Below are 24,609 nucleotides of genomic sequence, written 5' to 3' on the forward strand. Positions count from 1 at the left end.
ATGAAGGCTCTGGAAGGCGTCCGCGTCCTCGACATGACCCACGTCCAGTCCGGGCCGTCGGCCACCCAGCTGCTCGCCTGGCTCGGCGCCGACGTGGTCAAGCTGGAGGCGCCCACGGGCGACATCACCCGTCAGCAGCTGCGCGACAAACCCGGCGTCGACAGCCTCTACTTCACGATGCTCAACTGCAACAAGCGCAGTATCACCCTCAACATGAAGTCCGAGCGGGGCAAGGAGTTGTTCACCGAACTGGTGAAGGGCGCCGACATCCTGGTCGAGAACTTCGGGCCCGGCGCGGTCGACCGGATGGGCTTCACCTGGGAGCGCCTGAGCGAGCTCAACCCGCGCCTCATCTACGCCTCGATCAAGGGCTTCGGCGCCGGGAAGTACGCCAAGTTCAAGGCGTACGAGGTGATCGCCCAGGCCATGGGCGGCTCGATGACCACGACGGGCTTCGAGGAGGGGCCGCCGCTGGCCACGGGCGCGCAGATTGGCGACTCGGGCACCGGAGTGCACGTGGTGGCGGGCATCCTCGCCGCCCTGTACCAGCGGGAGGGCACCGGGCGGGGGCAGCGGGTGCAGGTGGCGATGCAGCACGCCGTCCTGAATCTGTGCCGGGTGAAGCTGCGTGACCAGCAGCGGCTGGCGCACGGGCCGCTGCGCGAGTACCCGAACAGGAGCTTCGGCGACGAGGTGCCGCGCTCGGGCAACGCCAGCGGCGGCGGCCAGCCCGGATGGGCGGTGCGCTGCGCGCCGGGCGGCCCCAACGACTACATCTACGTGATCGTCCAGCCGGTCGGCTGGCGGCCGATCGCCGGCATCATCGGCCGCCCCGAGCTGGCCGACGACCCCGAGTGGGCCACCCCTGAGGCCCGGCTGGGCAAGCTCGACAAGATGTTCCAGCTCATCGAGGAGTGGACCATCCGCCACGACAAGTGGTCGGTGCTCGACCGGCTCAACGCCGAGAACGTCCCGTGCGGCCCGATCCTGTCGACCAGGGAGCTGGCGCAGGACGAGAGCCTGCGCGAGGAGGGCATCGTCGTCGCGGTGGAGCACCCGGAGCGGGGCGAGTTCGTCACCGTGGGCAGCCCGCTGCAGCTTTCCGACTCGCCGGTGGACGTGCGCACCCCGCCCCTGCTCGGCGAGCACAACCAGGAGATCTACGGTGCGCTCGGCGTGAGCGCGGGCGAGTTGGCCGAGCTGAAGACGAACGGAGTCATCTGATGTCCGCGAGGGAAGTCATCGAGAAGGCGCTGGCCGAGGGCCGCACGGCCCTGACCGCCCCCGAGGGGAGGACGATCTGCGAGGAGTACGGCATCGCCACCCCGGGAGAGGGCCTGGCCACCACGGCCGAGGAAGCGGTCGAAATATCAGCAAAAATCGGCTTCCCCGTGGTCTTGAAGATCGTCTCACCGGACATCCTGCACAAGACCGAGGCCGGCGGCGTGCTCGTGGGGCTCAAGACCCCCGAGGAGGTCCGCGAGGGCCACCAGAAGATCATCGCCGGCGCGCTCGCCTACAACCCCGGCGCCCAGATCGACGGCGTCCAGGTCCAGCAACTGGTCGGCGGCGGCCACGAGGTCATCGTCGGCGCCGTCACCGACCCCACCTTCGGCAAGGTCGTCGCCTTCGGCCTGGGCGGAGTCCTGGTCGAAGTGCTCAAGGACGTGACCTTCCGCCTGGCCCCCGTCTCGGGTGATGATGCCCTGACGATGCTCGACGACATCAAAGCGGCGGAGGTGCTGCGTGGGGCGCGCGGTGCCGAGCCCGCCGACCGCGCCGCACTCGCCCAGCTCATCGAGCGCGTCGGCAGGCTGGTCGACGAGCACCCCGAGATCGTGGAGATCGACCTCAACCCCGTCTTCGCCAGTGCCTCCGGGGCCGTCGCCGCCGACGTGCGCATCCTCGTCGGCGCCGCGCCCGCGCCGGTCGAACGCCTGCCGAGGGAGCGCATCCTCGCCCAGATGACCCGCATCTTCAAGCCGCGCGCCATCGCCGTCATCGGCGCCTCCGCCGAACAGGGCAAGATCGGCAACTCGGTCATGCGCAACCTCATCAACGGCGGCTACCAGGGCCAGATCTTCCCGATCAACCCCAAGGCCACCGAGATCATGGGACTGCCCGCCTACAAGAGCATCGCCGACGTCCCCTACGACGTGGACGTCGCCGTCTTCGCCATCCCCGCCGCCTTCGTGGCCCCCGCGCTGGAGGAGACGGGCAAGAAGGGGGTCGCGGGAGCGATCATGATCCCGTCGGGGTTCGCCGAGACCGGCAACCTCGACGGCCAGCGGGAGATCGTCGAGATCGCGCGCCGGCACGGGGTGCGGATGCTCGGGCCCAACATCTACGGCTACTACTACACGCCGGAGAACCTCTGCGCCACGTTCTGCACGCCGTACGACGTGAAGGGCAGTGTCGCGCTGACCTCGCAGAGCGGCGGCATCGGCATGGCCATCCTGGGCTTCAGCCGTACCACCAAGATGGGCGTCTCGGCGATCGTCGGCGTCGGCAACAAGGCCGACGTCGACGAGGACGACCTGCTCACCTTCTTCGAGCAGGACGACAACACCCGCGCGGTCGCCATGCACCTGGAGGACCTCAAGGACGGGCGCGGCTTCGTCGACGCCGCGCGCAGGGTCGTCAAGAACAAGCCCGTCATCGTGCTCAAGGCCGGGCGTACGGCGATGGGCGCGCGGGCGGCCGGTTCCCACACCGGGGCGCTGGCCGGCGACGACAAGGTCTACGACGACATCCTGCGCCAGGCCGGAGTCGTGCGCGCCCCCGGTCTCAACGACATGCTGGAGTACGCCAGGGCGCTGCCGCTGATGCCCGCCCCGCAGGGGGAGAACGTCGTCATCATCACCGGAGCGGGCGGATCCGGCGTGCTGCTGTCCGACGCGTGCGTGGACGCCGGGCTCACGCTCATGGACATCCCGGCCGACCTGGACGAGGCCTTCCGCGCCTTCATCCCGCCCTTCGGGGCCGCGGGCAACCCCATCGACATCACCGGCGGCGAACCGCCGTCGACCTACGAGAACACGGTCAGGCTCGGGCTGTCCGACGGGCGCGTGCACGCGCTGGTCCTCGGGTACTGGCACACGATCGTCACCCCGCCCATGGTCTTCGCCGAACTCCTCGCCCGCGTGGTGGCGGAGGAGCGGGAGAAGGGCAACGTCAAGCCGGTCGTCGCGTCCCTGGCCGGTGACACCGAAGTGGAGGAAGCCTGCGCGTACCTGTTCGACCACGGAGTCATCGCCTACCCGTACACGACTGAGAAGCCGGTGGCCGTGCTCGGCGCGAAGTATCGCTGGGCCAGAGCGGCCGGACTGCTGCGTTAAGAGCCGGACGCGGCAGGCGAGGGGGCACATCGGGGCAGCCCACAGGAACCAACCTTTCCCCCCAGGAGGTCCTTAGGTGGACACATCCAAACCATCGGCGGCCGCGGCGCCGCCGGTTGAGGACGAACGCGTATGGAAAGCGGGCCGGCTGGAGCCGATGCCCATCAGAAAACTGCCCGACGCGCCCCCGTCGGTGCACATTCTCGGGCCGACCGTCTTCCTGGTCGCCCTGGGCGTGGGGATGGGCGAGTCCTACATGTGGCCCAGGCTCGTCCTGCTGTTCGGGCCGGAGATCAGGTGGTTGTTCCTGATCGGCGTCACCCTGCAGGCCGTCGTGATGCTGGAGATGGCGCGGTACGCGATGGCGACGGGGGAGAGCATCTTCTCCGGCGCCGCCCGCGTGTTCAAACCGATCATGTGGTTCTTCTTCGTGACGGCCATCGCCGTCTACATCTGGCCCGGCCACCTGTCGGCGGGCGCGGCGGCCTTCGAGGAGATCACCGGCATTCCCTGGGTGGTCACCGCGGTCATCGGGCTCATCCTGGTCGGGGTGGTCTTCTCCCTGGCCAAGGTGATCTACAACGTGCTGGAGAACCTGCTGTCGGTGCTCATCGGCGTGCTCGTGCTCAGCACCGCGGTGGTCGCGGCGATGGTCGGCTCCTGGGGTGACGTGGTCTCCACGATCACCGGCATGTTCTCCTTCGGCTACCTGCCGCCCGAGGCGCTGTCGGCCGCGTGGTTCCCGGTCATCGTCGGGGCGTGCGCGTTCGCCGGGCCGTCCGGGATGCAGCAGATGTGGTACACGCTGCACCTGCGCGACTCCGGCGCCGGCATGGGCGCGCACATCCCGCGCATCCGCGGCCTGCGCCACGCCGGCGAGGAAGAGGCGATGCCGGCGCGCGGCTTCATGTTCGACACCGACGACCCCGCCGAGATGGCCAAGTGGAAGGGCTGGCGGCGCTGGGTCACCTTCGACGCGCTGCTGCTGTTCTGGGGCGTGACCATGCTGGTCACGATCTCCTTCACGGTCATCGCCCAGGCCGCCGTCCGGCAGAACCCGGGGGTGCGCACGATCATCTCCGGCGACGACCGGGAGGTGGCGCTGACCGCGATGTCGAACGCCGTCTCCTCGGCGGGCAGCTCGGTGCTCGGGGTGGTCTTCCTCGGGTTCATCGCGCTGATCGGACTCAACGCCACGCTCGGGCTGTTCGACTCGTTCTCGCGCGGGCAGGCCGACATGACCTACAACTTCGTGCCCGGCGCCCGCAAGCGGAAGATGTCCCACCTGTACGCGGGCTTCCTCTGGGGTGTGATCATCTTCGGCATCCTGATCCTGCTCTTCGGCCCGGCCGACGGGCCCAGCGGGATCCTGGACACGCTGGCGTTCCTGTCGACGTTCGCCATGGGCGCCTACTGCGTGACGCTGCTGCTGGTCAACAACCGCATGCTGCCCAAGCCGATCCGGCCGAAGTGGTGGACCAACGTGATCGTCGGCTTCGGCGCGGTGTTCTACCTGGGCATGCTCTTCTACAGCCTGTTCGCGTTCGGCGTGGTCGTGGACTGATGGCGATCCGGCACAGCCTCGAACCCGCCCTGCCCGGGGCGGCGATCGGAGCCGTCGCCGGCGTGGCCGCCGGGGGGCTGACCCTGCTCGCGGGGCAGCCTCTCGGACGGGCCGCGCTGTCGGCGCTCGCGCTGGCCGTACCCCTGGCGCTGTGCGGCGGCGCGTACGGCCTGCTCATCGGACGCTGGCTCTTCCGGCCCGGGGCCTTCGCACCTGTCGCCCTGTTCTGGATGGTCGCGTTTCCGATGTCCAGACTCATCCAGGAGAGCCTGGCCGGGGTGGGGATGCGGGACGGCGTCCTGTTGTTCCTGGCCTACCAGGCGATGGTGAGCGTCGGCTTCGCCATCGGCTTCGTGTGGCTGCACGAACGCCTGACCGTGAGGAGACGATGAACCTGCCCGTATGGGTCTGGCTCGCCACGATCGGCGGCTTCGGCCTCATCCTCGCCCTCGACTTCTCCCTCGTCGCCCGCAACCCGCGCGAACCCTCCTTCAAGGAGTGCGTCGGCTGGGTCTCCTTCTACGTCGCCCTGGCCGTGCTGTTCGGCTTCGGGCTGCTGATGTTCTCGGGGCCCGCGCACGGCGGGGAGTTCTTCGCCGGCTGGATCACCGAGTACTCCCTCAGCGTCGACAACCTCTTCGTCTTCCTGCTGATCATGAGCCGGTTCCGGGTGCCGCGGCAGTACCGGCAGAAGGTGCTGCTCATCGGGATCGTGCTGGCGCTGGTCATGCGCGGCGGCTTCATCGCGGCCGGCGCCGAGGCGGTGACCCGCTTCGACTGGCTCTTCTACGTCTTCGGCGCCTTCCTCGTCTACACCGCGTGGAAGCTGATCGGGCACGAGGAGGAGGAAGCGGAGTTCTCCGAGAACATCGCGCTGCGGATGGTACGCCGCGTGCTGCCGGCCACCGACACCTACCACGGCGCCCGCCTGACCGTGCACCACGGCCGCCGCATGGTGACCCCGATGCTCATCGTCATGGTCGCCATCGGGACCACCGACCTGTTGTTCGCCCTGGACTCCATCCCGGCCATCTTCGGCCTGACCAAGGAGCCCTACCTGGTGTTCACCGCCAACGCCTTCGCGCTCATGGGGCTGCGGCAGCTGTTCTTCCTGATCGGCGGGCTGCTGGACCGGCTCGTCTACCTGAGCAAGGGGCTGTCGGTGGTGCTGGCGTTCATCGGGGTGAAGCTCATCCTGGAGGCGCTGCACCACGACGGGGTGTCCTGGGCGCCGGAGATCCCGATCGTGGTCTCTCTCGGCGTCATCCTCGGGACGCTCGCCGTCACCACCGTGCTCAGCCTGCTGAAGTCCCGTGCCGTTCGGGACGAGGAGCCGGCTGAGCGCTGACACGGCCGCGGGCGGGCGCGGCCGGTCCGCTCGCGGCCTAGACGCCTTCGAGCTTCGCTACGAGCCTGGCCAGCAGGTTACTTGTCTCCATCTGATTGGCCTTGATGTCGTTGATGTCATCTCTCATGATGGCCATGGATTTCTCCATGTTGCCTACCGACCGCTGAAGGACGCCGATGTCGCCCTTCATCACGACGATGTCGCTCTTCATCACGACGATGTCGCTCTTCATCTCGGCAATGTCGGCCTTGACGACCGTCATGTCCGCTTTCAGATCGGAGATGTCGCTTCGCATCTCCTTGATGTCGGTTTCAACGCTGTCCATGCGTTGTTCGAGGTACGGCATGGAAACAAGGGTACCGGCGGGGCTGTCACGGTCGAGGGGATCTGTGGATATCGCGGTCGGCGGTCCACAGGCGCAGGTAGCGGTCGGCCTGCTCGGCCGAGTAGTGCTTTCTGAGCGCGGCGCTCAGGCCGACGCCGAAGGAGCGTCCGTCTCCGCTCTGGCCCATGGGATCACCGCGGAGAAAGCTCAACAACGCCTTCATCGTCACGTCACCTCCTGTCCGGTGTCTTCCTCTGCCCGAGGAGGGGTCTGGTAATCGGCGGGTCAGCCGGTGCGGCGGCGGCGCCGTACCGGCTTGGGGGCGGGTTCGACGGGCTGGCCCGCGCGCGACTCCAGGTAGGAGGCGCGGGTGTGCTCGGTGTGCTCGCGCATGATCCGCGCGGCGGTCTCCTCGTCGCGGGCCTCGATGGCGTCGATGAGCGCGGTGTGCTCCTCCCACGAGGTCATGCCGCGCCGCCTGGCCACGGGCGTGTGGTACCAGCGCACCCGCCTGGCCACCTGGGCGGCCAGCTCGGCCAGCACCTTGTTGCCCGACAGCGCCGTCACGAGCGCGTGGAGCTCGGAGTTGGTGGCGACCGCGCCGTCGACGTCGTCCGACCGCACCGCCGCGACGCCGCGCGCGCACAGGGCGCGCAGTTGCCTCACGCCGTCCTCGCCGGCGTTCTGCGCGGCCAGCCGCGCCGACTCGGTCTCCAGCAGCGTGCGTACGGCGAGCAGCTGGTCGGCCTCTTCGAGGGTCGGCACGTGCACGAAGGCGCCCTGGCCGGGGAAGAGGTCGACCCAGCCTTCGCCGCTGAGCTGCTGGAGCGCCTCGCGCACCGGTTGCCTGGAGACGCCGAGAAGCTCGGCCAGCTCGCTCTCGACCAGGTGCTGACCGGGCTTGAGCTGGCCGGAGACGATGAGCTCCTGGATGGCCTCGATGACGCTCTCGCGGAGCGTGGCGGGGCGGGGAATCTTGGCCGCGGTCTGACCGGCCTGATCCGACAGCAACATGTTCGCGGCTCCACTAACGGTTTGTCGTCGACTGCCTACAGCATACAGTTTGCGCTTCTCGCCTTTCCGGTGAGCCTCATCACACGGGGATCGTGACCGGCCTGCCGGGCGCGCGCAACCGCCGGGCGGCCAGCGCGGGCAGCCCCGCGCACGCGGCGGCGAGTAGGAGCGCGGGCGTGGCGGACCCGGACAGAGCGAGCCAGCTCAGCGCCACCGCCACCAGCCCGGCCGCGGCCTTGGCGCTGTAGACGACCGGATGGATGGTGCCGGTGCCGGCCACGCCGAAGTAGTCGCGGACCAGGCTGGCGACCAGCGGATAGAAGGCCCCGCCGCCCAGGCCCGCCGCCACGGCCCCCGCCCAGAGCCCGAGAGAGGCGCCGGTGCTCGCGTGGGCGGCCAGGAGGAGCTGGCCCAGCGCGAGCAGGATGAGCACGACGGCCAGCACCGCCGTACGGCCCAGCGCCTCCGAGCACCGCATGGCCAGCGCCCTGCCCGCCCCGTTGAGCCCCACCAGGATCGCCACCGCGCCCCAGGCGCCCGACGCGGCCACGATGACCACGTCGGCGATCGAGACCGCCCCCGCGCCCACCAGGATGGCCGCCAGCACCGGCAACGCCCTGGTGCGCAGCGCCTGGGCCAGCGAGAACTCGCGGAGCGCCCCGGGCGTGCGGCGCAGGACGGCGGCGTCGAGCGCGTACGAGCGGGGGTCGACGGTGTCGGGCCACCACAGGGGAGGCGGCATGCGCAGGTGCCGGGCGGCGGTGCCGATGACCAGGGCGGCGACGGCCCCGGAGGCCAGGAACGCCTGGGGGAGCGTGCCGGGGAACAGGCCCGCCCACAGCAGCAGCGGCAGCGCCCCGTAGCCGAAGGCGCCGGTCACCAGGCCGACGCGCAGGGCGGGCCGTTCCGGGTGCCAGGCGGCGACGGTCTCGCCGCACACGCCGTAGACGAGTCCGGCGCCCAGGCCGCCGAGCACGGCGTACACGGTGAGGAAGGGCCAGGAGCCGCCGAGGCCGAGGGCGAGGAGGCCCGCGGTGGTGAGGACGGCGCCCGCGGTGAGCGAGAGGCGGCGGCGCAGCAGGGCTCCGGCCGCCTGGCAGACGATCCACACGCCCAGCGGGATGAGCGCGGCCTGGTCGCGGGTGAGCAGGGCGGCGTAGCCGTACTGGAGCGGGGCTATGGCCGCCATCGAGGCCCAGGCGAGCCAGAACGTGCGGGGACGGTCGGCGGGCACGGGGCCGGGCAGGTACGCGCGGCCACGCCAGTCTCGAATTGCATTCTCCATACTGTATGGAATATCCACACAATCGGATCCTTGTCGAGCCTCTGGACGAGGAATATTCCATACGGTATACCGTCTACAAAGGAGGCTCGCATGGACCTGTACGAGTACCAGGCGAAGGAACTCTTCGGTCGCCACGGCATCCCGGTCCCCCTCGGCGACGTGGCCCGCACCCCCGCCGAGGCCCGCGCGATAGCAGCCGAGATCGGCGCTCCCGTCGTCATCAAGGCCCAGGTGAAGACCGGCGGCAGAGGCAAGGCGGGCGGCATCAGGGCCGCGCCGGGGCCGGGGGCCGCCGAGGAGGAGGCCGGGCACGTCCTCGGGATGGACATCAAGGGACATCTCACCCGCGCCGTGCTCGTGGAGGTGGCCACGGTGCCCTTCGAGGAGTACTACGCCGCCTTCCTCGTCGACCGGGCGGCCGGGTCGTTCCTGGCGATGGTGTCGGCGCAGGGCGGCATGGAGATCGAAGAGCTGGCGGAACGCGACCCCGGCGCGCTGGTCAGGCTGGCGGTCGACCCGGTCGCCGGCGTGGACGCCGGCGTCGCCCAGCAGCTCGTGGCCAAGGCGGGCCTGCCCGAGGCGGCCGCGGCCACGCTGCAGCGGCTGTGGGACGTCATGGTGGCGGAGGACGCCCTGCTGGTCGAGGTCAACCCGCTCATCCTCACCACCGACCAGCGGATCGTGGCGCTCGACGGCAAGGTCACCCTGGACGACAACGCCGCGTTCCGGCACGAGCGCGTACCCGAGGAGCTGACCGGCGGCCTGGAGGACCGCGCCCGCGCGAAAGGGCTCAACTACGTCAAGCTGGACGGCCGCGTGGGCGTGATCGGCAACGGCGCCGGGCTGGTCATGAGCACGCTCGACGTCGTCGCCGGGGCCGGCGCCGGCCCGGCGAACTTCCTCGACATCGGCGGCGGGGCCTCCGCTCAGGTCATGGCCGACGGACTGGAGATCATCCTGTCCGACCCGGACGTGCGCTCGGTTCTGGTCAACGTCTTCGGCGGCATCACCACCTGCGACGCGGTGGCCACAGGCATCGTCACCGCGCTGGAACTGCTGGGTGAACGCGGCCGGGCCCGGCCCATCGTGGTCCGGCTGGACGGCAACAACGCCGAGGTCGGCCGGCGCATCCTCAGCGACGCCCGGCACCCGGCGGTCCGCCAGGTGCCCACCATGGACGGCGCCGCCCAGCTGGCGGCCAGACTCGCGGCAGGTGCGTGATGGCGATCTTCCTGACCAAGGACAGCCGCGTGCTGGTCCAGGGCATGACCGGCTCCGAAGGCGCCCGGCACACCGCGCGCATGCTGGCCGCGGGAACGAACGTGGTGGCAGGGGTGACGCCCGGCAAGGGCGGGCGCACGGTCGACTTCGGCGAGCGTACGGTTCCGGTCTTCGGCTCGGTCGCCGAGGCCGTGGGCGAGACCGGCGCCGACGTGTCCGTCGTCTTCGTGCCGCCGCGCTTCACCGGCGCGGCCGTGGAGGAGACGGTGGCGGCGGCGGTGCCGCTGTGCGTGGTGATCACCGAGGGCGTGCCCGTGCACGACGCGATCAGGTTCCGCGCCCTGGCCCGCGGCGGGACCCGGATCATCGGCCCCAACTGCCCCGGCCTGATCAGCCCCGGCCAGGCGTCGGCCGGGATCATCCCCGCCGACATCACCACCGCCGGGCGCATCGGCCTGGTCTCCAAGTCGGGCACGCTGACCTACCAGCTCATGTACGAGCTGCGCGACCTGGGCTTCTCCACCGCGGTCGGGATCGGCGGCGACCCGGTCATCGGCACCACGCACATCGACTGCCTCCAGGCGTTCCAGGACGATCCGGGCACCGACGCGATCGTGATGATCGGCGAGATCGGCGGCGACGCCGAGGAGCGGGCCGCCGCCTACATCTCCGCGAACATCACCAAACCGGTCGTCGCCTACGTGGCCGGCTTCACCGCCCCGGAAGGCAGGACGATGGGCCACGCCGGCGCGATCGTCTCCGGTTCCTCGGGTACCGCGCAGGCCAAGAAGGAGGCGCTGGAGGCGGCCGGCGTGCGGGTCGGACGTACCCCGTCGGAGACCGCGCGGCTCCTGCGGTCGGCGCCGGCCGTGACATGAGGCGCGTCCCCTGCGTGGAGGCGGTGGTCGCGGTGCTGGAGTCGGAGGGAGTGACCACCGTCTTCGGCGCCCCGGGCGCCACGATCCTGCCCCTGTACGCCGCGCTCCGCCACAGCTCCATCCGGCACGTCACGGTACGCCATGAGGAGGGCGGCGCCCACGCCGCCGACGGCTGGGCCAGGGCGACGGGCGACGCCGGCGTCTGCGTCGGCACCTCGGGCGCCGGGATGGTCACCGGTCTCCACGCCGCGCTGGCCGACTCCGTCCCGATGATCTGCGTCACCGGCCACACGGCCGACATCGTGGAGGTCGCCAGGCCCGTCACCAAATGGGCCGTCCAGCTCAAGGAGCCCGCCCAGGCGCCGTGGGTCTTCCGCGAGGCGTTCAGGATCGCCCGCTCCGGCCGGCCCGGCCCGGTCCTCGTCGACCTGCCCATCGACGTGCAGCGCGGCACCTGCCCGTACGACCGCGCACTGGACGCGCCGCTGCCGGTCGCGGTCCCACGCCCGCTGCCGCGGGTCGTGCGCGCGGCCGTCGACATGGTGTGTACGGCCAAGCGGCCCCTCATCCTGGCCGGAGGCGGCGTCGTCACCGCCGGGGCCTGCGGCGAACTTCTCGAACTCGCCGAGCACCTCCAGATCCCCGTCCAGGTCACGCTCATGGGCAAGGGCGCCTTTCCCGAGGACCACCCCCTGTTCGCCGGCCTGCCCGGGATCCAGGCGCAGACCCGCTGGGGCAACGCCGCGTTCCTGGCCGGCGACCTGGTGCTCGCCGTCGGCGTCCGCTTCGGCGGGCGGCACACCGGCGAGCTGGACGTCTACCGCAAGGGCCGGCGCTTCATCCACGTCGACATCGAACCCACCCAGTTCGGCAGGGTCTTCGAGCCGGACTTAGGGGTGTTCGGGCATGCCAGGCCCGTATTGGCTGAGATGGTGGCGGAGGCGCGCAGCCGTACTGCGGCCCTGCGACCCGGCAAATGGGTGCGCAGGGTCGGCGAGTTGCGCCGCACGATGGCACGCCGCGACGACTTCGACGACGTGCCGATCAAGCCGCCCCGCGTGTTCAGGGAGATCAACGCCTTCTACCCGCGCGACACCACCTTCGTCACCGCGATCGGGCTCCACCAGATCTGGTCGGGCCAGTTCCAGACCACCTACCTGCCCCGCCGCTACCTCGTGTGCGGGCAGGCCGGGCCGCCGGGCTGGGAGGTGCCCGCAGCGATCGGCGTCAAATGCGCCCATCCGGAACGACAGGTCGTCGCGATCGTCGGAGACCACTCCTTCCAGTGCCTGATGGAGGAGGTCGGAGTGGCGGCGCGGTACCGGGTCCCGTTCGTCATCGTGATGATCAACAACGAGTGCCTCGGGCTGATCAGGCAGGAGGAGCTCCCGTACGACACGAACGACGCCGTGGATCTCCACGACGGCGAAGGCGGAGCCGACCACGTCAAGGCGATGGAGTCCTTCGGCTGCCCGGCCCGCCGGGTCGAACGGCCGGGCGACATCCGCGACGCCCTGGCCTGGGCGTCCGCCGAGGCGGCGCACAAGCGGCTGCCGGTGCTGGTGGAGGTCATGGTCGAGCGGGAGGCCAACGCGGCCATGGGCCCCGCGCTCGACGCGATCAAGGAGTTCGAGCCGCTGCCCGAGCTCGTCACCGTCGACTGGTCGGACTAGGAGGCCAGATGCGGATCAAACCGGGCACAGCCTGGCAGGACACTTACGACAGATGCTGTACGGCGGCGCCGGAGGCGTTCCACGACGACAGGGTGCTCAACCACTGGGGCGGCTTCTGGCACCGCGACGGCCGCCCCGACAACCCGGTCTTCTCGCCGATCGACGGCACCGCCATCGCCGTCCCGCCCAGGCTGGACCGGTCGGGCGCGGGCCGCGCGGTTGCCGGCGCCGAGTCCGAGCACCGGCAGTGGCGGCACGTGCCGGTGGCCGAACGCAAGGCCCGCGTCACGGCCGCCGTCGAGGCGATGGCCGGGCACCGCGACCTGCTCGCGATGCTGCTCGTGTGGGAGATCGGCAAGCCGTGGAAGACGGCCTGCGCCGACGTGGACCGCTGCCTGGACGGCGTGCGCTGGTACGTCGGGGAGATCGACCGCATGACCGCCGGGCGCACCCCGCTGCCCGGACCGGTCAGCAACATCGCCAGCTGGAACTACCCGATGAGCGTGCTCATGCACGCGATGCTGGTCCAGGCGCTGGCCGGGAACGCGGTGATCGCCAAGACGCCCACCGACGGCGGGCTCGCCTGCCTCACGCTCGCCTGTGCGCTGGCCGTACGGGAGGGGCTGCCGTTCACGCTGGTCAGCGGGGGCGGGGCGGCGCTGTCGCCGGTGCTGGTGGGCGGGCGCGCGCTGGGGTGCGTGTCGTTCGTGGGCGGCAGGGACGCGGGGGCCCAGGTGGCGACCTCGCTGGCCGACGTCGAGCGGCGGCACGTACTGGAGCAGGAGGGTCTCAACTGCTGGGGCGTCTGGGAGTACTCGGGGTGGGAACTGCTCACGCGGCAGATCCGCGCGTCCTTCGACTACGCCAAGCAGCGGTGTACCGCGTATCCGCGGTTCGTCGTACAGCGTGAGCTCTTTCCGGACTTCCTGGCCGCCTATATGGAAGCGGTGGGGTCGTTGCGGTTCGGGCATCCGCTGGCGGTGGAGTCGCCGGAGGACCCGTTGCCGCAGCTCGACTTCGGCCCGCTCATCAACGCGGCGAAGGCGGCCGAACTGGCCGGCCAGGTGGACCAGGCGATCGCACGAGGCGGCGTGCCGTTGTACCGGGCGAGGTTGTCAGACGGGCATTTCCTGCCGAACCAGGATGTTTCCGCCTACTTCGCGCCGACGGCGATCCTCAACCCGCCCCGCTCCTCACCCCTGCACCACGCCGAGCCGTTCGGGCCCGTCGACACCATGATGCTCGTGGACACCGAGGCCGAGCTCCTGGCCGCCATGAACGCCAGCAACGGCGCCCTGGTCGCCACCCTGTCCTGCGACGACGAGGAGACCTTCGCCCGGATCTCGCCCGAGGTGCGCGCCTTCAAGGTCGGCCACAACAAGCCGCGTTCGCGCGGGGACCGGGACGAGCTGTTCGGCGGCCTGGGGGCGTCGTGGCGCGGCGCCTTCGTCGGCGGCGATCTCCTGGTCCGAGCCGTGACCACAGGCCCGGAAGGCGAACGCCTGCCCGGCAACTTCCCCACCTACACCCTGCTGGCCAGCTGACCCCACCCCGCACCGCCGCCCGGCCGCGCCACCCGCGACCGGGCGGCGGAGGGTGCGGTCGGTCAGAAGGCGCCGAAGCGGCTGGCCACGACCAGCAGCAGGAACGTCAGCATGGCCACCCGCAGCAGCTTGCCGCCGGTGCTGAGCGACGGCCACGACAGGTACGCCAGAAGCCCCACGAAGGCGACCACCGGCAGCACCGCCACCCCGCCCAGCCAGTTCTGCACGGCGAACCCCGCCAGCAGCAACACGACCATGACCACCGGCGTGATCCAGCGCGGAACCTGCGTGAACAGATAGGCCATAGGAGTGGCGCTGCGCTGCTCCACCGCCTTGCGCAGGCCGGTCGCGCCGGGCGTGAAGAACCGCTCACCGGGCGGCAACGGGCGCTTGGCCTTGGCCGCCGCCCTGGGCTGGGCCAGCGGATGCCTGCGGTCATTGTCTTGGGCCACGGCCCGAGCCTAACCCCCCACCCCCCAACCCCGCCCCCCACCAACCCCAACTCCCCGGCCCACCCACCCCGCACCCAACCTCCGGGACCTCGCCTCCCTCCGGCCACCCTCCGCGCTCCCAGGGCGCTGGCCAGGCGAGCTGCCCTCCTCTGAGGCGGGCAGCGAGTCCACGGGAGGAGGGCAAGGCGTGCCGGGACAACGGGGGCGGGGCGCGTGACAGGAGCTCATGGGGTCCCTAGGATGGGCGGCACGGCGACTCCCAGCGCCGCACCTCCTGAAAGCGAGCATCCACGCTGCCCGCCGAGCACCACGGAGGCAAAGGGGACGCAGGCGCCTCGGGGGACGAATCTTCGGCATAGCCCAGAGCATCGCGGCGGCCGGGGTCGGCGGGCGTGGACCGGGCCCCTGCGCGACCGCGGACACGGACACCGGTTATGACCGACAAGAAGCAGCTCAAAGCCCGCGTCCGGGCACGCATGGCGAAGACCGGCGAAAGCTACACCACCGCCAGGCGGCACACGCTCGGCGCCCAGGCGACGCCCGGCGATCACGGGTGGGAGTTCAAGGGCGGGCAGCATCCCAGCACGGCGGTCGTGTCGCGGCTCACGGGGGTTCCCGAGCCGCTGGTGCTCCTGGCGGGCGGCGGGATCGGGGCCGGGTACATCCTCTGGGAGTTCAAGCGGCACAACAGCGCCGCCCTGGTCATGGCCTTCCTCAACCAGTGGCAGTACTACGACCGCTGGATGACCAAGACGCTCGACCGGCTCGGCGTGCCGTACACGCACCACACGACGGGCGGCGCCAAGGGGGCGGCGCGGCGGATGGCGGAGGAACTCGACGCGGGGCGGCCGTGCGTGGTGCTGCCCGACCGCTATCACATCGGGTACTGGCGGCTGCCGAAGGAGCTCGACGGGTACGGCGGGCACCCCGTCATCGCCTACCGCAGGTCCGGCGGCTACGTGCACGTCGACGACCGGGGCAGCGGGCCGATCCTGGTGCCGGAGGACCGGATGGAGGCGGCCAGGGGGCGGGTCACCTCGTACAAGAACAGTCTGTATGTGCTGGGGGAGCCTCCTGCGCGGGTCGACCTGGCGGGGGCGGTGCTCGAGGGGCTCAGGGACTGCGCGGAGCACCTGTCGTCGGCGTCCGACTCGTTCTCGCTGCCCGCCTGGCGCAAGTGGAGCCGCCTGCTCACCGACGAGCGCAACGCCAAGGGGTGGCCGAAGGTGTTCGGGGACGGCACGCGGCTGGCCGGGGCGCTGCTGTCGATCTGGGAGTGCGTCGAGCCGGTGGGCATCGACGGCGGGAATCTGCGCGATCTGTTCGCGGACGGGCTTGACGCGGCGGCCGGGCTGCTCCAGAGGGAGGAACTGGGGGAGTCGGCGACCGAGTTCCGGCGGATTCATGGGATGTGGCATGAGATGGCGGAGACGGCGGTGCCGTACGAGGAGTTCGGGCGGATCCGGGAGCTGACGGTGGCGGTCCGCGAGGCGGTGCTGTCGGACGGCGCGGCCCGCGAGGAGGACGCGGCGGAGCTGTGGCGGCTGCGGGCGGAAGCCGATCGCGCGCCGAGAAAGGTGGATTTCTCCGCAATCGCCGAACGGGTGAGCGCGATCCACGCGGCGGAGTCAGCCGCGATCGCGCGGCTGCGGGAGATCGTCTGACATTCTAAGAAGGTGCTCGCCGTCATTCGCTACATGGTTCCGGAAGCTCAGTCCCAAGAGTTCCTCAAGCAAGGTCAGAACATCGTCGACACCCTGCGCGCCCAGCCGGGATTCCTCCGCGGGAGGCTGGCGCGTTCCGTCGATGAGCCGAACCTGTGGGCGCTGGTGAGCGAATGGGAGGGCGCGGGCTACTACCGCCGCGCCCTTTCAGCCGCGAAGATGGCGATGTATCCGTTGATGATTCTCATGGTCAACGAGCCGAGCGCCTTCGAGGACATCTACGTATCCGGACAAGAGGAATAGTCGCGCGCGAGGGCGACCGGACGTCCCCTAAGCTGGGACCTCATCCGTTTCCCCTCGCCGACCTCCAGCCGGAAAGAGACCCATCCTCATGGCACGCCGTACAGACGTCATGGACACCATCGTCAGCCTCGCCAAGCGCCGCGGGCTCGTCTACCCGTCGAGCGAGATCTACGGAGGCCTCCGTGCGTCATGGGACTACGGTCCGCTGGGCGTGGAGCTGAAGAACAACGTCAAGCGGCAGTGGTGGCAGTCGATGGTGCAGGCCCGCGACGACGTGGTGGGCCTCGACTCGTGCGTCATCCTGGCCCGTGAGGTGTGGCAGGCCTCCGGCCACGTGGAGACGTTCACCGACCCGCTGACCGAGTGCCAGTCGTGCCACAAGCGGTTCCGGGCCGACCACCTCATCGAGTCGTACGAGGAGAAGAACGGCAAGGGCCCCGAGAACGGCCTGGCCGACATCACCTGCCCCAACTGCGGCAACAAGGGCGCCTTCACCGAGCCGCGGCAGTTCAGCGGCCTGCTGAAGACCTATCTCGGCCCGGTCGAGGACGAGTCGGGCCTGGCCTTCCTGCGCCCCGAGACCGCCCAGGGCATCTTCATCAACTACCTCAACGTGCAGCAGTCGGCGCGCAAGAAGATCCCGTTCGGCATCGGCCAGATCGGCAAGTCGTTCCGCAACGAGATCACGCCGGGCAACTTCATCTTCCGCACCCGCGAGTTCGAGCAGATGGAGATGGAGTTCTTCGTCAAGCCCGGCAGCGACGAGGAGTGGCACCAGTACTGGATCGACGAGCGCTACCGCTGGTACTCCGACCTGGGCATCAACAAGGACAACCTGCGCCTGTACGAGCACCCCCAGGACAAGCTGTCCCACTACTCCAAGCGCACCGTCGACATCGAGTACCGCTTCAACTTCACCGGCACGGAGTGGGGTGAGCTCGAGGGCGTCGCCAACCGCACCGACTTCGACCTCACCGCCCACGGCAAGGCCTCCGGCGTCGACCTGTCCTTCTTCGAGCAGGACACCGGCGAGCGCTACGTGCCCTACGTCATCGAGCCCGCGGCCGGTGTCGACCGCGCCACGCTGACGTTCCTGCTCGACGCCTACACCGAGGACGAGGCGCCCAACGCCAAGGGCGTCATGGAGAAGCGCACGGTCATGCGCCTCGACCACCGCCTCGCGCCGGTCAAGGCCGCGGTGCTGCCGCTGTCGCGCAACGCCGACCTGTCGCCGAAGGCCCGCGACCTCGCCGCCCAGCTGCGCCGCCGCTGGAACGTCGAGTTCGACGACGCCGGGGCGATCGGCCGCCGCTACCGCCGCCAGGACGAGATCGGCACGCCGTTCTGCATCACGGTCGACTTCGACACCCTGGAGGACCAGGCGGTGACGATCCGCGAGCGCGACTCGATGGCGCAGCAGCGCATCGCGCTCGACCAGGTCGACTCCTACCTCCGCCAGCACCTCAACGACTGAGGTCCCGACAGACATACGAGGGCGTCCGGCTCCCCGCCGGGCGCCCTCCCGCGCTTCTCCGGTACAACGCTTCCGGCACGGCGCTTTCCGGTACGGCGGGCCGCGGCGTCAGAGCCCTCGTGGTCCGGGCGGTCACGGGTTCGTGGGGGTCACGGGCTGCCGGGGTCCGGAATGGTCAGGGGCTTGCCGGGGCGATCAGGGTGCGGGCCGGGTCCCAGGTGGTGTGCCGCAGGAGGCGGGACCGCATGCCCGCCCACCCGGCCGGCCCGGCGATCACCACCCACGCGTCCGGCCCGCCCGAGGCGAACCGGCGGGCCTGCCGCAGCCACGAGGCGGCCTCCTCCGGCCAGCTCACGACCTCGCCCACCACCCCGCCCCCGGCCTCCCATTCCCGGACGAACCGTTCGGCCGCCGCCACGGACCCGGGGTCGCGGCCGTGTCCCACGGTGACGCTCACCACCCCGGGAACCTGCCACTTCAACAGCCCGGCGAGCTCCGCCACGTCCCGGACCTGTCCTGGCTCAACCACTTTTCCTCCACTTCCGGTACTTCTCGGGCAGGCACACCGCGCACGGCCGATACCCCGCCGCCAGCGCGGTCGGTTCGTCGGCGAAGAAGACCCGGTGCCGGACGTACCCGCCCGCGGCGATGGCCCGCAGCGCGGACGGGCAGTCCAGCCGCCCGTAAATGCGCCGTCGCCGATATCCGCCGAGCGTCCCGGGCGCCGGGCCGAGGTAGGTGCGGCCGTCGGCCCCGGTCAGCGCGTACGCGCGCTCGGCCGCTGTCATGTGGCGTCGTGGAAGACCAGGCCCAGGGTGTGCCGCAGGCCCGAGCGGACCGTGCTCACGCCGTGCCGCACCGGTGCGGCCGACCAGCCGCGGGCCGATCTCACCGGGCGGTCGCGGGTGGTGAACACCAGGCCGTGGCCCTGCGGCAGCATGGTGACCGTGCCACGCGACTGGGCCCGGGGCCGCTGCTCCACCAGCAGGAACTCGCCGCCGGTGTAGTCGGCGCCGGGCACGTCCAGGCCGACGACCACCTGGAGCGGGAAGACCAGGTCGCCGTAGAGGTCCCGGTGCAGGGCGTTCCAGTCGCCCTCGCCGTACTTGAGCAGGATCGGTGTGGGTTTGACCTGACCGGCGGCGTGGCAGCGTTCCAGCCACTCGCCGAACTCCTCCGGCCACGTGGCAGCCCATCCGAGGCGGGCGGCCCACTCGCGGGCGATGGGCAGCAGCCTGGGGTAGAGCGTCTCCCGCAGCGCCGCCACCACCTCGGGGAACGGCTCCCGGAAGTACCGGTACTGCCCTGAACCGAAGCGGTAGCGGGCCATGTCGATCGTCGAGCGGAAGCGGGCCACGTCGTCGTACAGACCGGCGATCTCCCGGCATTCCGCCGCCGTCAGCAGCGGGCCGGTGAGGCCGCAGCCGTGGGCGTCGACCTCGCGGGCGACCGCGGGCCAGTCGGTCGCCGCGACCCGGTCCCGGATCGCGGCGTCGGATGTTCTGTCCTGGATGTCGGTCATGATCGTCCTTCAGATGAGCGCCGGCTGGAGGGCGCCCTCGTGGGTGAGCAGGAACCGCTTGCGCTCGATCCCGGCCGCGTAGCCGGTCAGCGCGCCGCCCGCGCCGATGACGCGGTGGCACGGCCGTACGATCAGCAGGGGGTTGGCCCCCACCGCCGCGCCGACCGCGCGGATGCGGTCGCGCGGCGCGCCGATGCGCGCGGCGATCTCGCCGTAGGTGGTCGTCTTCCCGTACGGCACGGCCGCGACCTCGGCCCAGACGCGGTGCTGGAACGCGGTCCCGGACGGCCGCAGGTCGAGGTCGAAGGCGGTGCGCTCGCCGGCGAAGTACTCGGCGAACTGCCGCACGGCCTCGGCGAAGGGCGCGTCGTCCCTGGTGGCCCCGCTCGGCACGGCCGCGCCCACCTTGACGGAGGTCAGCGCCCCGCCGGTGCCGGTGAGGACGATCTCGCCGATCGGGCTGTCGATGGTGGTGTAGATGCTCATGTTGAGTAGAACACCGGCGAGGGCGGAATGGAGGCGCGGTTTTCGGACTTCGTGCTGGTCACCCGGCCGCGGGAGGCGGCGGCTACTCGACCGGGCCGGGTGACGTCCCTCAGCTGAGGTGGCTGCCGAACCAGCCGAGCAGCCGATCCCACGCCCGCGCCGCGGCCGCGGGGTTGAAGCGCTGGCCGGTGTCGTTGAAGAACGCGTGCCCGGCGCCCTCGAACGTGGCGATCTCGTGCGTGAGACCGGCCTTCTCCAGGGCCGCCCGCGCGGCGTCGCGGGTGGCGTTGACCCGGTCGTCCTGCTCGGCGTAGACGCCGAGGACGGCGGCCTTCGTGCCGGTCATGTCGGCGCCCGCGGGCAGCGGGCCGTAGAACGGGACCGCGGCGGCCAGGCGCGGCTCGGCCGACGACAGCAGCAGCCAGGTCATGCCGCCGCCGAAGCAGAAGCCGACCATGCCCAGTTTGGCGCCCTTCGCCCGGTTCTGGAGCTCGCCCAGCGCGGCCTTCATGTCGGCGACGAACCGCTCCGGCGTGATCTCGCCCAGCTTGGCGGTGGCCTGCGCGGTGTCGGTGAAGGAGGCGGTGCCGCCGTCGCGGGAGAGCAGGTCGAGGGCGAGCGCGGAGTAGCCGCTCGCGGCCAGGCGCCCGGCGACGGATCGGGTGTGGTCGTTGAGACCGCGGTTCTCGTGGATGACCAGGACCGCGCCTTTGGGGCTCGCGGCCGCCGCCCAGGCGCCCTGGAGGGCCACGCCCTGCGGGCCGGGGAACGTGATGGCCTCGGTCGGCAGGGGAGAGGGGCCGACGGGTGTCCCCGAGGGACTCGGCTGCGCGCGCGTCGGGGCCGGGGTCATGCCGGTGGCCGGTGTGCCGGTGGGCGGGTCGGCGCCGCAGGCGGTCAGCAGCGCGCCGGCGGCGGGCAGGGTGAGCCCGAGCAGGCCCAGCCGCCTCAGGGCCTCGCGGCGCGGGATGAGTCCCTCGGCGTGGTCGAGGGCCACCTCTTCCGCGAGATACCGCTTGAAGGGTGACATCATGTCCGGACCGTACGCCGGGCCACCGAAAGCTCAGATAAAGGCCGCGCCGGGCAATCCTCAAAGCTCGGGATGGGCCTCAAGGGTCGAGGCAAGCGCCAAGCTCGGGACAACCCGCAGAGCTTGGGACGAGCCGCAAGGGTCCGGCGAGGCCGTTGCGCCGGCGGTGGGTCGTCCTGTCTTCTCCGTACAAGGGGATCGGCGCGGGATATAGCCCTCTAGGGGGCCTGTCAGGCGAAAAATCGTATAAAGGTGTGCGTTACGGCAGCTTTCGCGGGTGCTTGGTGACATGGGCGATGACATCGGGAGTCGTCCTGATGCCCATCCCGCGAAAGGAACAGCATGTCGCTTCGCATATCGCGTCCGGCCGATGCTTCCGGGGCCCGGCGGGCACGCCTGCCACGCCTGGCGGCGCTGGCGCTGGCCGGTGGGGCGGTCCTGGCCACCACCGGCGCCGCCCACGCCGCCGCCCCCGCACCCGCACCGATCGAGCTCAGGCTCGTGCTGAACGACTGCCCCGACGGCAAGGTCCAGCCGTGACCCAGGCGCCGGACGATGCCCGGGAGGACACCGCCCTGCTGGAGAGCGCGCTCTTCGCCGTCAAGCGGGTGATCGTCGGCCAGGACCACATGGTCGAGCGCCTGCTCGTGGCGGTGCTGGCGCGTGGCCACTGCCTGCTCGAAGGCGTCCCCGGCATCGCCAAGACGCTCGCCGCCGAGACGACGGCCCGGGTGGTGGGCGGCACGTTCGCCAGGATCCAGTTCACGCCCGACCTGGTCCCGTCGGACATCGTCGGCACCCGGATCTACCGCCCCTCCACCGAGAGCTTCGACATCGAACTCGGCCCGGTCATGGCCAACCTGCTGCTGGCCGACGAGATCAACCGCGCCCCGGCCAAGGTGCAGTCGGCCCTGCTGGAGATCATGGCCGAGCGGCAGGTGAGCATCGGCGGCGTCACGCACCCGGTGCCCGCGCCGTTCCTGGTGCTGGCCACCCAGAACCCCATCGAGTCGGAAGGCGTCTACCACCTGCCCGAGGCGCAGCGGGACCGGTTCCTCATGAAGATCGACGTGGGCTATCCCAGCGAATCGGAGGAGCTGGCGATCGTCTATCGCATGAGCGTGGACCCGCCGCGGGCGCGGGCGATCCTGGACCCGGCCCGGGTGATCGCGCTGCAGCGGCGCGCCCACCGGGTGTTCGTGCACCACGCGGTCGCCGAGTACGCGGTCCGCCTCGTCTACGCCACCCGGGCTCCGGCCCGCTACGCCGTACCCGACGTGGAGCGGATGCTGGCCTTCGGCGCCAGCCCGCGCGCCACGCTGGGCCTGCTGGCGGCCGGTCGCGCGCTGGCCCTGCTGCGCGGCAGGGAGTACGTCCTGCCGGAGGACGTCAGGGACGTGGCGCACGACGTGATGGCGCACCGGCTGGTGCTGTCGTTCGACGCGCTGGCCGAGGGGGTCACGCCCCGTCAGCTGGTGGACCGCGTCCTGGCGGCGGTCCCGACGCCGGTGATCGCCCCGCAGACGGGCCTCGCGGCGCTCGGGCGGGGGGAGTCGGCGGCATGAACCTTCACGGGTACGAGCGGGCCGAGCCCGCGCTGCGCCGCCTGGAGCTGACGATCACCCGGCGGCTCGACGGCCTGCTGCAGGGCGACCATCTCGGCCTGCTGCCCGGTCCGGGAAGTGAGCTCGCCGAGGCGCGGCCGTACCAGGCGGGTGACGACGTGCGGCGGATCGACTGGAACGTGACCGCGCGCACCGCCGAGCCGCACGTACGCGACGTGGTCGCCGACCGTGAGCTGGAGCTGTGGGTACTGCTGGACGCCAGCGCCAGCATGGACTTCGGCACCGCCGCGATGGAGAAACGGGACCTGGCCCTGGCCGCGACGGCCGCGATCGGGTTCCTGACCCAGCGGACCGGCAACCGGATCGGCGCCCACCTCCTGCACGGCTCCGGCCTCAGGGCGCTGCCCGCCAGGACCGGCCGGCCGCACCTGATGGCGCTGCTGCAGGAGATCTTCACGATGCCGCGGGCCAGGCCGGGGACGAAGGCCGCCGCCCTGGGTACTGCGGCGCGTCGGCTGGGCCGAACCGTGGTGCGGCGCGGGCTGGTCGTGGTGGTGTCCGACTTCCTGGACCCGCCGGAGACGTGGGAGCCGGAGTTGCGGCGGCTGGCCGTACGCCATCAGGTGCTCGCGGTCGAGGTGCTGGACCCGCGCGAGCTCGCGCTGCCCGACGTGGGGCTGCTCACGCTGATGGACCCGGAGACGGGCCGGCGGCGCGAGTACGCGACGGCCGGCGCCCGGCTGCGCCGCCGCTACGCCGAGGCCGCCGCCGGGCAGCGGGCCGGGATCGAGACGGCGCTGCGCCGGGCCCGCGCCGCGCACCTGCGGCTGCGCACCGACGGCGACTGGGTGCGCGACCTGGTGGAGCACGTGCTGCGCCGGCGCCGGCTGGCCCAGCTGGGCGCGCGTGGGTCCGGGCAGGGAGGGGGCGGCGCCGCATGACGCTGATCTCTCCGGTCTGGCTGTGGTTGCTCGTGCCGGTCGCGCTGCTCGCGCTCGCCTACGTCCTGATGTCGGTACGGCGCAGCGCCTACGCCGTCCGCTTCACCAACCTCGACCTGCTGGACAAGGTGGCCCCGAAGCGCCCGCGCTGGCGGCGGCACGTTCCGGCCGGGGCGCTGCTGGGGATGTTCGCGCTGCTCGTGGTCGGCTTCGCCCGGCCCACGGCGGAGGTGCAGGTGCCCAGGGAACGGGCCACGATCATGGTGGCGTTCGACGTGTCGGCCTCGATGGGCGCCACGGACGTGGCCCCCGACCGGTTCACGGCGGCGCGGGCGGCGGCGACGCAGTTCGTGCGCGGGCTGCCGGAGCGCTTCAACCTCGGGCTGGTGACGTTCTCGTCGGAGGCGTCGGTGGCGGTGCCGCCGACCACGGACCGGCAGGCTGTCTTCAACGCGCTGGACCGCCTGACCACCTCCTCGGGCACCGCGATCGGCGACGCGGTCCACTCCTCGCTGGAGGCCATCGCCGGCGTGGACCGCGAGGCGGAACCGCCGCCCGCGCACATCGTCCTGCTGTCGGACGGCTCCAACACCACCGGGCGCGGGATCCGCGAGGCCGCCGGGCAGGCCGCCGCGCGCGGCGTCCCGGTCACGACCATCGCGTACGGCACGCCGGGCGGCACCGTCGAGCTGCAGGGCAGCCGGGTCCCGGTGCCCGTGGACGGCCCGGCGCTGCGTGAGCTGGCGGGAGCCGCGGGCGGCGGCTTCTACGAGGCGGCCAGCGGCGACGAACTGCAGGCCGTGTACGAGGACATCGGCACCTCGGTCGGCTACCGGACGGAACGGCAGGAGATCTGGATGTGGTTCGTGGCGGCGGGCCTGGTGGCGGCGCTGCTCGCGGCCGTCGGGTCCATGATCTGGTTCTCGAGGCTGCCATGACCGGGACGCGCAGAGGGCTGGGGACGCCGCGTGGGCCCGACTTC

General features: G+C 71.3%; 26 protein-coding genes. 16 read left to right on the forward strand and 10 right to left on the reverse strand.

The annotated features are described in order from the left end of the window. The 5 genes from frc to ACIBI5_RS20170 all read left to right on the forward strand — a co-directional run bounded on the left by frc (position 1) and on the right by ACIBI5_RS20170 (position 6,250). Entirely contained in the window at positions 1–1,224 is a 1,224-nt protein-coding gene (gene frc / locus ACIBI5_RS20150; RefSeq protein WP_397248771.1) for a formyl-CoA transferase, read from the forward strand. Further along, the gene (locus tag ACIBI5_RS20155; protein ID WP_397248773.1) at positions 1,224–3,338 is read left to right on the forward strand and encodes an acetate--CoA ligase family protein; all 2,115 of its coding nucleotides are present in this window, start codon (positions 1,224–1,226) and stop codon (positions 3,336–3,338) included. The genes frc and ACIBI5_RS20155 overlap by 1 nt, the downstream gene beginning before the upstream one ends. Before the next feature lie 76 nt (positions 3,339–3,414). Next, a complete protein-coding gene (locus ACIBI5_RS20160) occupies positions 3,415–4,902 on the forward strand; it encodes an Nramp family divalent metal transporter (RefSeq protein ID WP_397248775.1) in 1,488 nt (495 codons plus the stop codon). After that, positions 4,902–5,294: a hypothetical protein gene (locus tag ACIBI5_RS20165; protein WP_379632684.1), complete on the forward strand. Its 393-nt coding sequence runs from the start codon at positions 4,902–4,904 to the stop codon at positions 5,292–5,294. Before ACIBI5_RS20160 ends, ACIBI5_RS20165 begins: the two co-directional genes overlap by 1 nt. Then, on the forward strand, positions 5,291–6,250 hold the full coding sequence (locus ACIBI5_RS20170; protein WP_397248777.1) for a TerC family protein: 960 nt from the start codon (positions 5,291–5,293) through the stop codon (positions 6,248–6,250). The genes ACIBI5_RS20165 and ACIBI5_RS20170 overlap by 4 nt, the downstream gene beginning before the upstream one ends. A 37-nt stretch (positions 6,251–6,287) precedes the next feature. On the opposite strand, the gene ACIBI5_RS20175 is transcribed toward ACIBI5_RS20170, so the two are convergent. From ACIBI5_RS20175 to ACIBI5_RS20190, 4 genes are all read right to left on the reverse strand, one after another. Further along, complete coding sequence (locus ACIBI5_RS20175; RefSeq protein ID WP_397248779.1) at positions 6,288–6,596, reverse strand: hypothetical protein; 309 nt, start codon at positions 6,594–6,596, stop codon at positions 6,288–6,290. A 25-nt stretch (positions 6,597–6,621) separates the two neighbouring features. Next, positions 6,622–6,804: a hypothetical protein gene (locus tag ACIBI5_RS20180; RefSeq protein ID WP_397248781.1), complete on the reverse strand. Its 183-nt coding sequence runs from the start codon at positions 6,802–6,804 to the stop codon at positions 6,622–6,624. A 56-nt stretch (positions 6,805–6,860) separates the two neighbouring features. Then, a complete protein-coding gene (locus ACIBI5_RS20185; protein ID WP_397248783.1) occupies positions 6,861–7,589 on the reverse strand; it encodes a GntR family transcriptional regulator in 729 nt (242 codons plus the stop codon). 79 nt (positions 7,590–7,668) lie between these two features. Then, positions 7,669–8,874, reverse strand: a complete 1,206-nt coding sequence (locus tag ACIBI5_RS20190) for a hypothetical protein (protein ID WP_397248785.1) — start codon at positions 8,872–8,874, stop codon at positions 7,669–7,671. 90 nt (positions 8,875–8,964) lie between these two features. On the opposite strand from ACIBI5_RS20190, the gene sucC reads away from it, so the two are divergent. The 4 genes from sucC to ACIBI5_RS20210 are packed head-to-tail and all read left to right on the forward strand — an operon-like array spanning position 8,965 to position 14,190. Beyond that, the gene (gene sucC / locus ACIBI5_RS20195; RefSeq protein WP_397248787.1) at positions 8,965–10,095 is read left to right on the forward strand and encodes an ADP-forming succinate--CoA ligase subunit beta; all 1,131 of its coding nucleotides are present in this window, start codon (positions 8,965–8,967) and stop codon (positions 10,093–10,095) included. After that, positions 10,095–10,973, forward strand: a complete 879-nt coding sequence (sucD, locus tag ACIBI5_RS20200) for a succinate--CoA ligase subunit alpha (protein ID WP_397248789.1) — start codon at positions 10,095–10,097, stop codon at positions 10,971–10,973. Before sucC ends, sucD begins: the two co-directional genes overlap by 1 nt. After that, positions 10,970–12,646, forward strand: a complete 1,677-nt coding sequence (locus ACIBI5_RS20205; protein ID WP_397248791.1) for a thiamine pyrophosphate-dependent enzyme — start codon at positions 10,970–10,972, stop codon at positions 12,644–12,646. Before sucD ends, ACIBI5_RS20205 begins: the two co-directional genes overlap by 4 nt. Positions 12,647–12,654: 8 nt before the next feature. Continuing rightward, the gene (locus ACIBI5_RS20210) at positions 12,655–14,190 is read left to right on the forward strand and encodes an aldehyde dehydrogenase family protein (protein ID WP_397248793.1); all 1,536 of its coding nucleotides are present in this window, start codon (positions 12,655–12,657) and stop codon (positions 14,188–14,190) included. 62 nt (positions 14,191–14,252) lie between these two features. On the opposite strand, the gene ACIBI5_RS20215 is transcribed toward ACIBI5_RS20210, so the two are convergent. Then, entirely contained in the window at positions 14,253–14,642 is a 390-nt protein-coding gene (locus ACIBI5_RS20215) for a DUF6703 family protein (protein ID WP_397248795.1), read from the reverse strand. A 434-nt stretch (positions 14,643–15,076) separates the two neighbouring features. Here ACIBI5_RS20215 and ACIBI5_RS20220 point away from each other — a divergent pair, with 434 nt between their 5' ends. The 3 genes from ACIBI5_RS20220 (at position 15,077) to ACIBI5_RS20230 (ending at position 18,083) form a co-directional block, all read left to right on the forward strand. Then, positions 15,077–16,306, forward strand: coding sequence for a BtrH N-terminal domain-containing protein (locus tag ACIBI5_RS20220; RefSeq protein WP_397248797.1), 1,230 nt, complete (start codon positions 15,077–15,079; stop codon positions 16,304–16,306). A gap of 12 nt (positions 16,307–16,318) precedes the next feature. Continuing rightward, positions 16,319–16,609, forward strand: a complete 291-nt coding sequence (locus ACIBI5_RS20225) for an antibiotic biosynthesis monooxygenase family protein (RefSeq protein ID WP_184966420.1) — start codon at positions 16,319–16,321, stop codon at positions 16,607–16,609. A gap of 88 nt (positions 16,610–16,697) precedes the next feature. Continuing rightward, positions 16,698–18,083 (forward strand): glycine--tRNA ligase, encoded by a 1,386-nt coding sequence (locus tag ACIBI5_RS20230; protein ID WP_397248799.1) that lies wholly within the window; start codon positions 16,698–16,700, stop codon positions 18,081–18,083. Positions 18,084–18,258: 175 nt separating this feature from the next. Here the strand turns inward: ACIBI5_RS20230 and ACIBI5_RS20235 are convergent, their stop codons facing one another. The 5 genes from ACIBI5_RS20235 to ACIBI5_RS20255 form a co-directional block, all read right to left on the reverse strand. Continuing rightward, complete coding sequence (locus ACIBI5_RS20235) at positions 18,259–18,612, reverse strand: hypothetical protein (RefSeq protein WP_397248801.1); 354 nt, start codon at positions 18,610–18,612, stop codon at positions 18,259–18,261. Next, positions 18,605–18,871 carry an Ada metal-binding domain-containing protein gene (locus tag ACIBI5_RS20240; protein WP_397248803.1) on the reverse strand — a complete coding sequence of 89 codons (267 nt, stop codon included), beginning with the start codon at positions 18,869–18,871 and terminating at the stop codon, positions 18,605–18,607. The genes ACIBI5_RS20235 and ACIBI5_RS20240 overlap by 8 nt, the downstream gene beginning before the upstream one ends. Further along, positions 18,868–19,605, reverse strand: a complete 738-nt coding sequence (locus tag ACIBI5_RS20245) for a 2OG-Fe(II) oxygenase (RefSeq protein WP_397248805.1) — start codon at positions 19,603–19,605, stop codon at positions 18,868–18,870. The genes ACIBI5_RS20240 and ACIBI5_RS20245 overlap by 4 nt, the downstream gene beginning before the upstream one ends. A 9-nt stretch (positions 19,606–19,614) precedes the next feature. Next, positions 19,615–20,091, reverse strand: coding sequence for a methylated-DNA--[protein]-cysteine S-methyltransferase (locus ACIBI5_RS20250; RefSeq protein ID WP_397248807.1), 477 nt, complete (start codon positions 20,089–20,091; stop codon positions 19,615–19,617). A 109-nt stretch (positions 20,092–20,200) separates the two neighbouring features. After that, positions 20,201–21,124 carry a dienelactone hydrolase family protein gene (locus ACIBI5_RS20255; protein WP_397248809.1) on the reverse strand — a complete coding sequence of 308 codons (924 nt, stop codon included), beginning with the start codon at positions 21,122–21,124 and terminating at the stop codon, positions 20,201–20,203. A gap of 339 nt (positions 21,125–21,463) precedes the next feature. On the opposite strand from ACIBI5_RS20255, the gene ACIBI5_RS20260 reads away from it, so the two are divergent. Genes ACIBI5_RS20260 through ACIBI5_RS20275 form a run of 4 tightly spaced genes read left to right on the forward strand, consistent with a single transcriptional unit; the run spans position 21,464 to position 24,565 of the window. Further along, on the forward strand, positions 21,464–21,661 hold the full coding sequence (locus ACIBI5_RS20260) for a hypothetical protein (protein ID WP_397248811.1): 198 nt from the start codon (positions 21,464–21,466) through the stop codon (positions 21,659–21,661). Further along, positions 21,658–22,686, forward strand: a complete 1,029-nt coding sequence (locus ACIBI5_RS20265) for an AAA family ATPase (protein ID WP_397248813.1) — start codon at positions 21,658–21,660, stop codon at positions 22,684–22,686. Before ACIBI5_RS20260 ends, ACIBI5_RS20265 begins: the two co-directional genes overlap by 4 nt. After that, on the forward strand, positions 22,683–23,627 hold the full coding sequence (locus ACIBI5_RS20270; RefSeq protein WP_397248815.1) for a DUF58 domain-containing protein: 945 nt from the start codon (positions 22,683–22,685) through the stop codon (positions 23,625–23,627). The genes ACIBI5_RS20265 and ACIBI5_RS20270 overlap by 4 nt, the downstream gene beginning before the upstream one ends. After that, on the forward strand, positions 23,624–24,565 hold the full coding sequence (locus tag ACIBI5_RS20275; protein WP_397248817.1) for a VWA domain-containing protein: 942 nt from the start codon (positions 23,624–23,626) through the stop codon (positions 24,563–24,565). Before ACIBI5_RS20270 ends, ACIBI5_RS20275 begins: the two co-directional genes overlap by 4 nt. Positions 24,566–24,609 lie beyond the last annotated feature (44 nt).

Origin of the sequence: Nonomuraea sp. NPDC050540 (genome assembly GCF_044457485.1) — a bacterium.
Classification (GTDB): Bacteria; Actinomycetota; Actinomycetes; order Streptosporangiales; family Streptosporangiaceae; genus Nonomuraea.

Excerpts from the sequence above, each read along its gene's own strand:
- sucC (WP_397248787.1), top strand. The coding sequence starts at position 8,965 with ATGGACCTGTACGAGTACCAGGCGAAGGAACTCTTCGGTCGCCACGGC.
- ACIBI5_RS20270 (WP_397248815.1), top strand. The coding sequence starts at position 22,683 with ATGAACCTTCACGGGTACGAGCGGGCCGAGCCCGCGCTGCGCCGCCTG.
- ACIBI5_RS20230 (WP_397248799.1), top strand. The coding sequence starts at position 16,698 with ATGGCACGCCGTACAGACGTCATGGACACCATCGTCAGCCTCGCCAAG.
- ACIBI5_RS20165 (WP_379632684.1), top strand. The coding sequence starts at position 4,902 with ATGGCGATCCGGCACAGCCTCGAACCCGCCCTGCCCGGGGCGGCGATC.
- ACIBI5_RS20155 (WP_397248773.1), top strand. The coding sequence starts at position 1,224 with ATGTCCGCGAGGGAAGTCATCGAGAAGGCGCTGGCCGAGGGCCGCACG.
- ACIBI5_RS20275 (WP_397248817.1), top strand. The coding sequence starts at position 23,624 with ATGACGCTGATCTCTCCGGTCTGGCTGTGGTTGCTCGTGCCGGTCGCG.
- ACIBI5_RS20205 (WP_397248791.1), top strand. The coding sequence starts at position 10,970 with ATGAGGCGCGTCCCCTGCGTGGAGGCGGTGGTCGCGGTGCTGGAGTCG.
- ACIBI5_RS20220 (WP_397248797.1), top strand. The coding sequence starts at position 15,077 with ATGACCGACAAGAAGCAGCTCAAAGCCCGCGTCCGGGCACGCATGGCG.
- ACIBI5_RS20260 (WP_397248811.1), top strand. The coding sequence starts at position 21,464 with ATGTCGCTTCGCATATCGCGTCCGGCCGATGCTTCCGGGGCCCGGCGG.
- ACIBI5_RS20185 (WP_397248783.1), bottom strand. The coding sequence starts at position 7,589 with ATGTTGCTGTCGGATCAGGCCGGTCAGACCGCGGCCAAGATTCCCCGC.
- ACIBI5_RS20175 (WP_397248779.1), bottom strand. The coding sequence starts at position 6,596 with ATGCCGTACCTCGAACAACGCATGGACAGCGTTGAAACCGACATCAAG.
- ACIBI5_RS20190 (WP_397248785.1), bottom strand. The coding sequence starts at position 8,874 with ATGGAGAATGCAATTCGAGACTGGCGTGGCCGCGCGTACCTGCCCGGC.
- ACIBI5_RS20240 (WP_397248803.1), bottom strand. The coding sequence starts at position 18,871 with ATGACAGCGGCCGAGCGCGCGTACGCGCTGACCGGGGCCGACGGCCGC.
- ACIBI5_RS20255 (WP_397248809.1), bottom strand. The coding sequence starts at position 21,124 with ATGATGTCACCCTTCAAGCGGTATCTCGCGGAAGAGGTGGCCCTCGAC.
- ACIBI5_RS20250 (WP_397248807.1), bottom strand. The coding sequence starts at position 20,091 with ATGAGCATCTACACCACCATCGACAGCCCGATCGGCGAGATCGTCCTC.
- ACIBI5_RS20210 (WP_397248793.1), top strand. The coding sequence starts at position 12,655 with ATGCGGATCAAACCGGGCACAGCCTGGCAGGACACTTACGACAGATGC.
- ACIBI5_RS20245 (WP_397248805.1), bottom strand. The coding sequence starts at position 19,605 with ATGACCGACATCCAGGACAGAACATCCGACGCCGCGATCCGGGACCGG.
- frc (WP_397248771.1), top strand. The coding sequence starts at position 1 with ATGAAGGCTCTGGAAGGCGTCCGCGTCCTCGACATGACCCACGTCCAG.
- sucD (WP_397248789.1), top strand. The coding sequence starts at position 10,095 with ATGGCGATCTTCCTGACCAAGGACAGCCGCGTGCTGGTCCAGGGCATG.
- ACIBI5_RS20170 (WP_397248777.1), top strand. The coding sequence starts at position 5,291 with ATGAACCTGCCCGTATGGGTCTGGCTCGCCACGATCGGCGGCTTCGGC.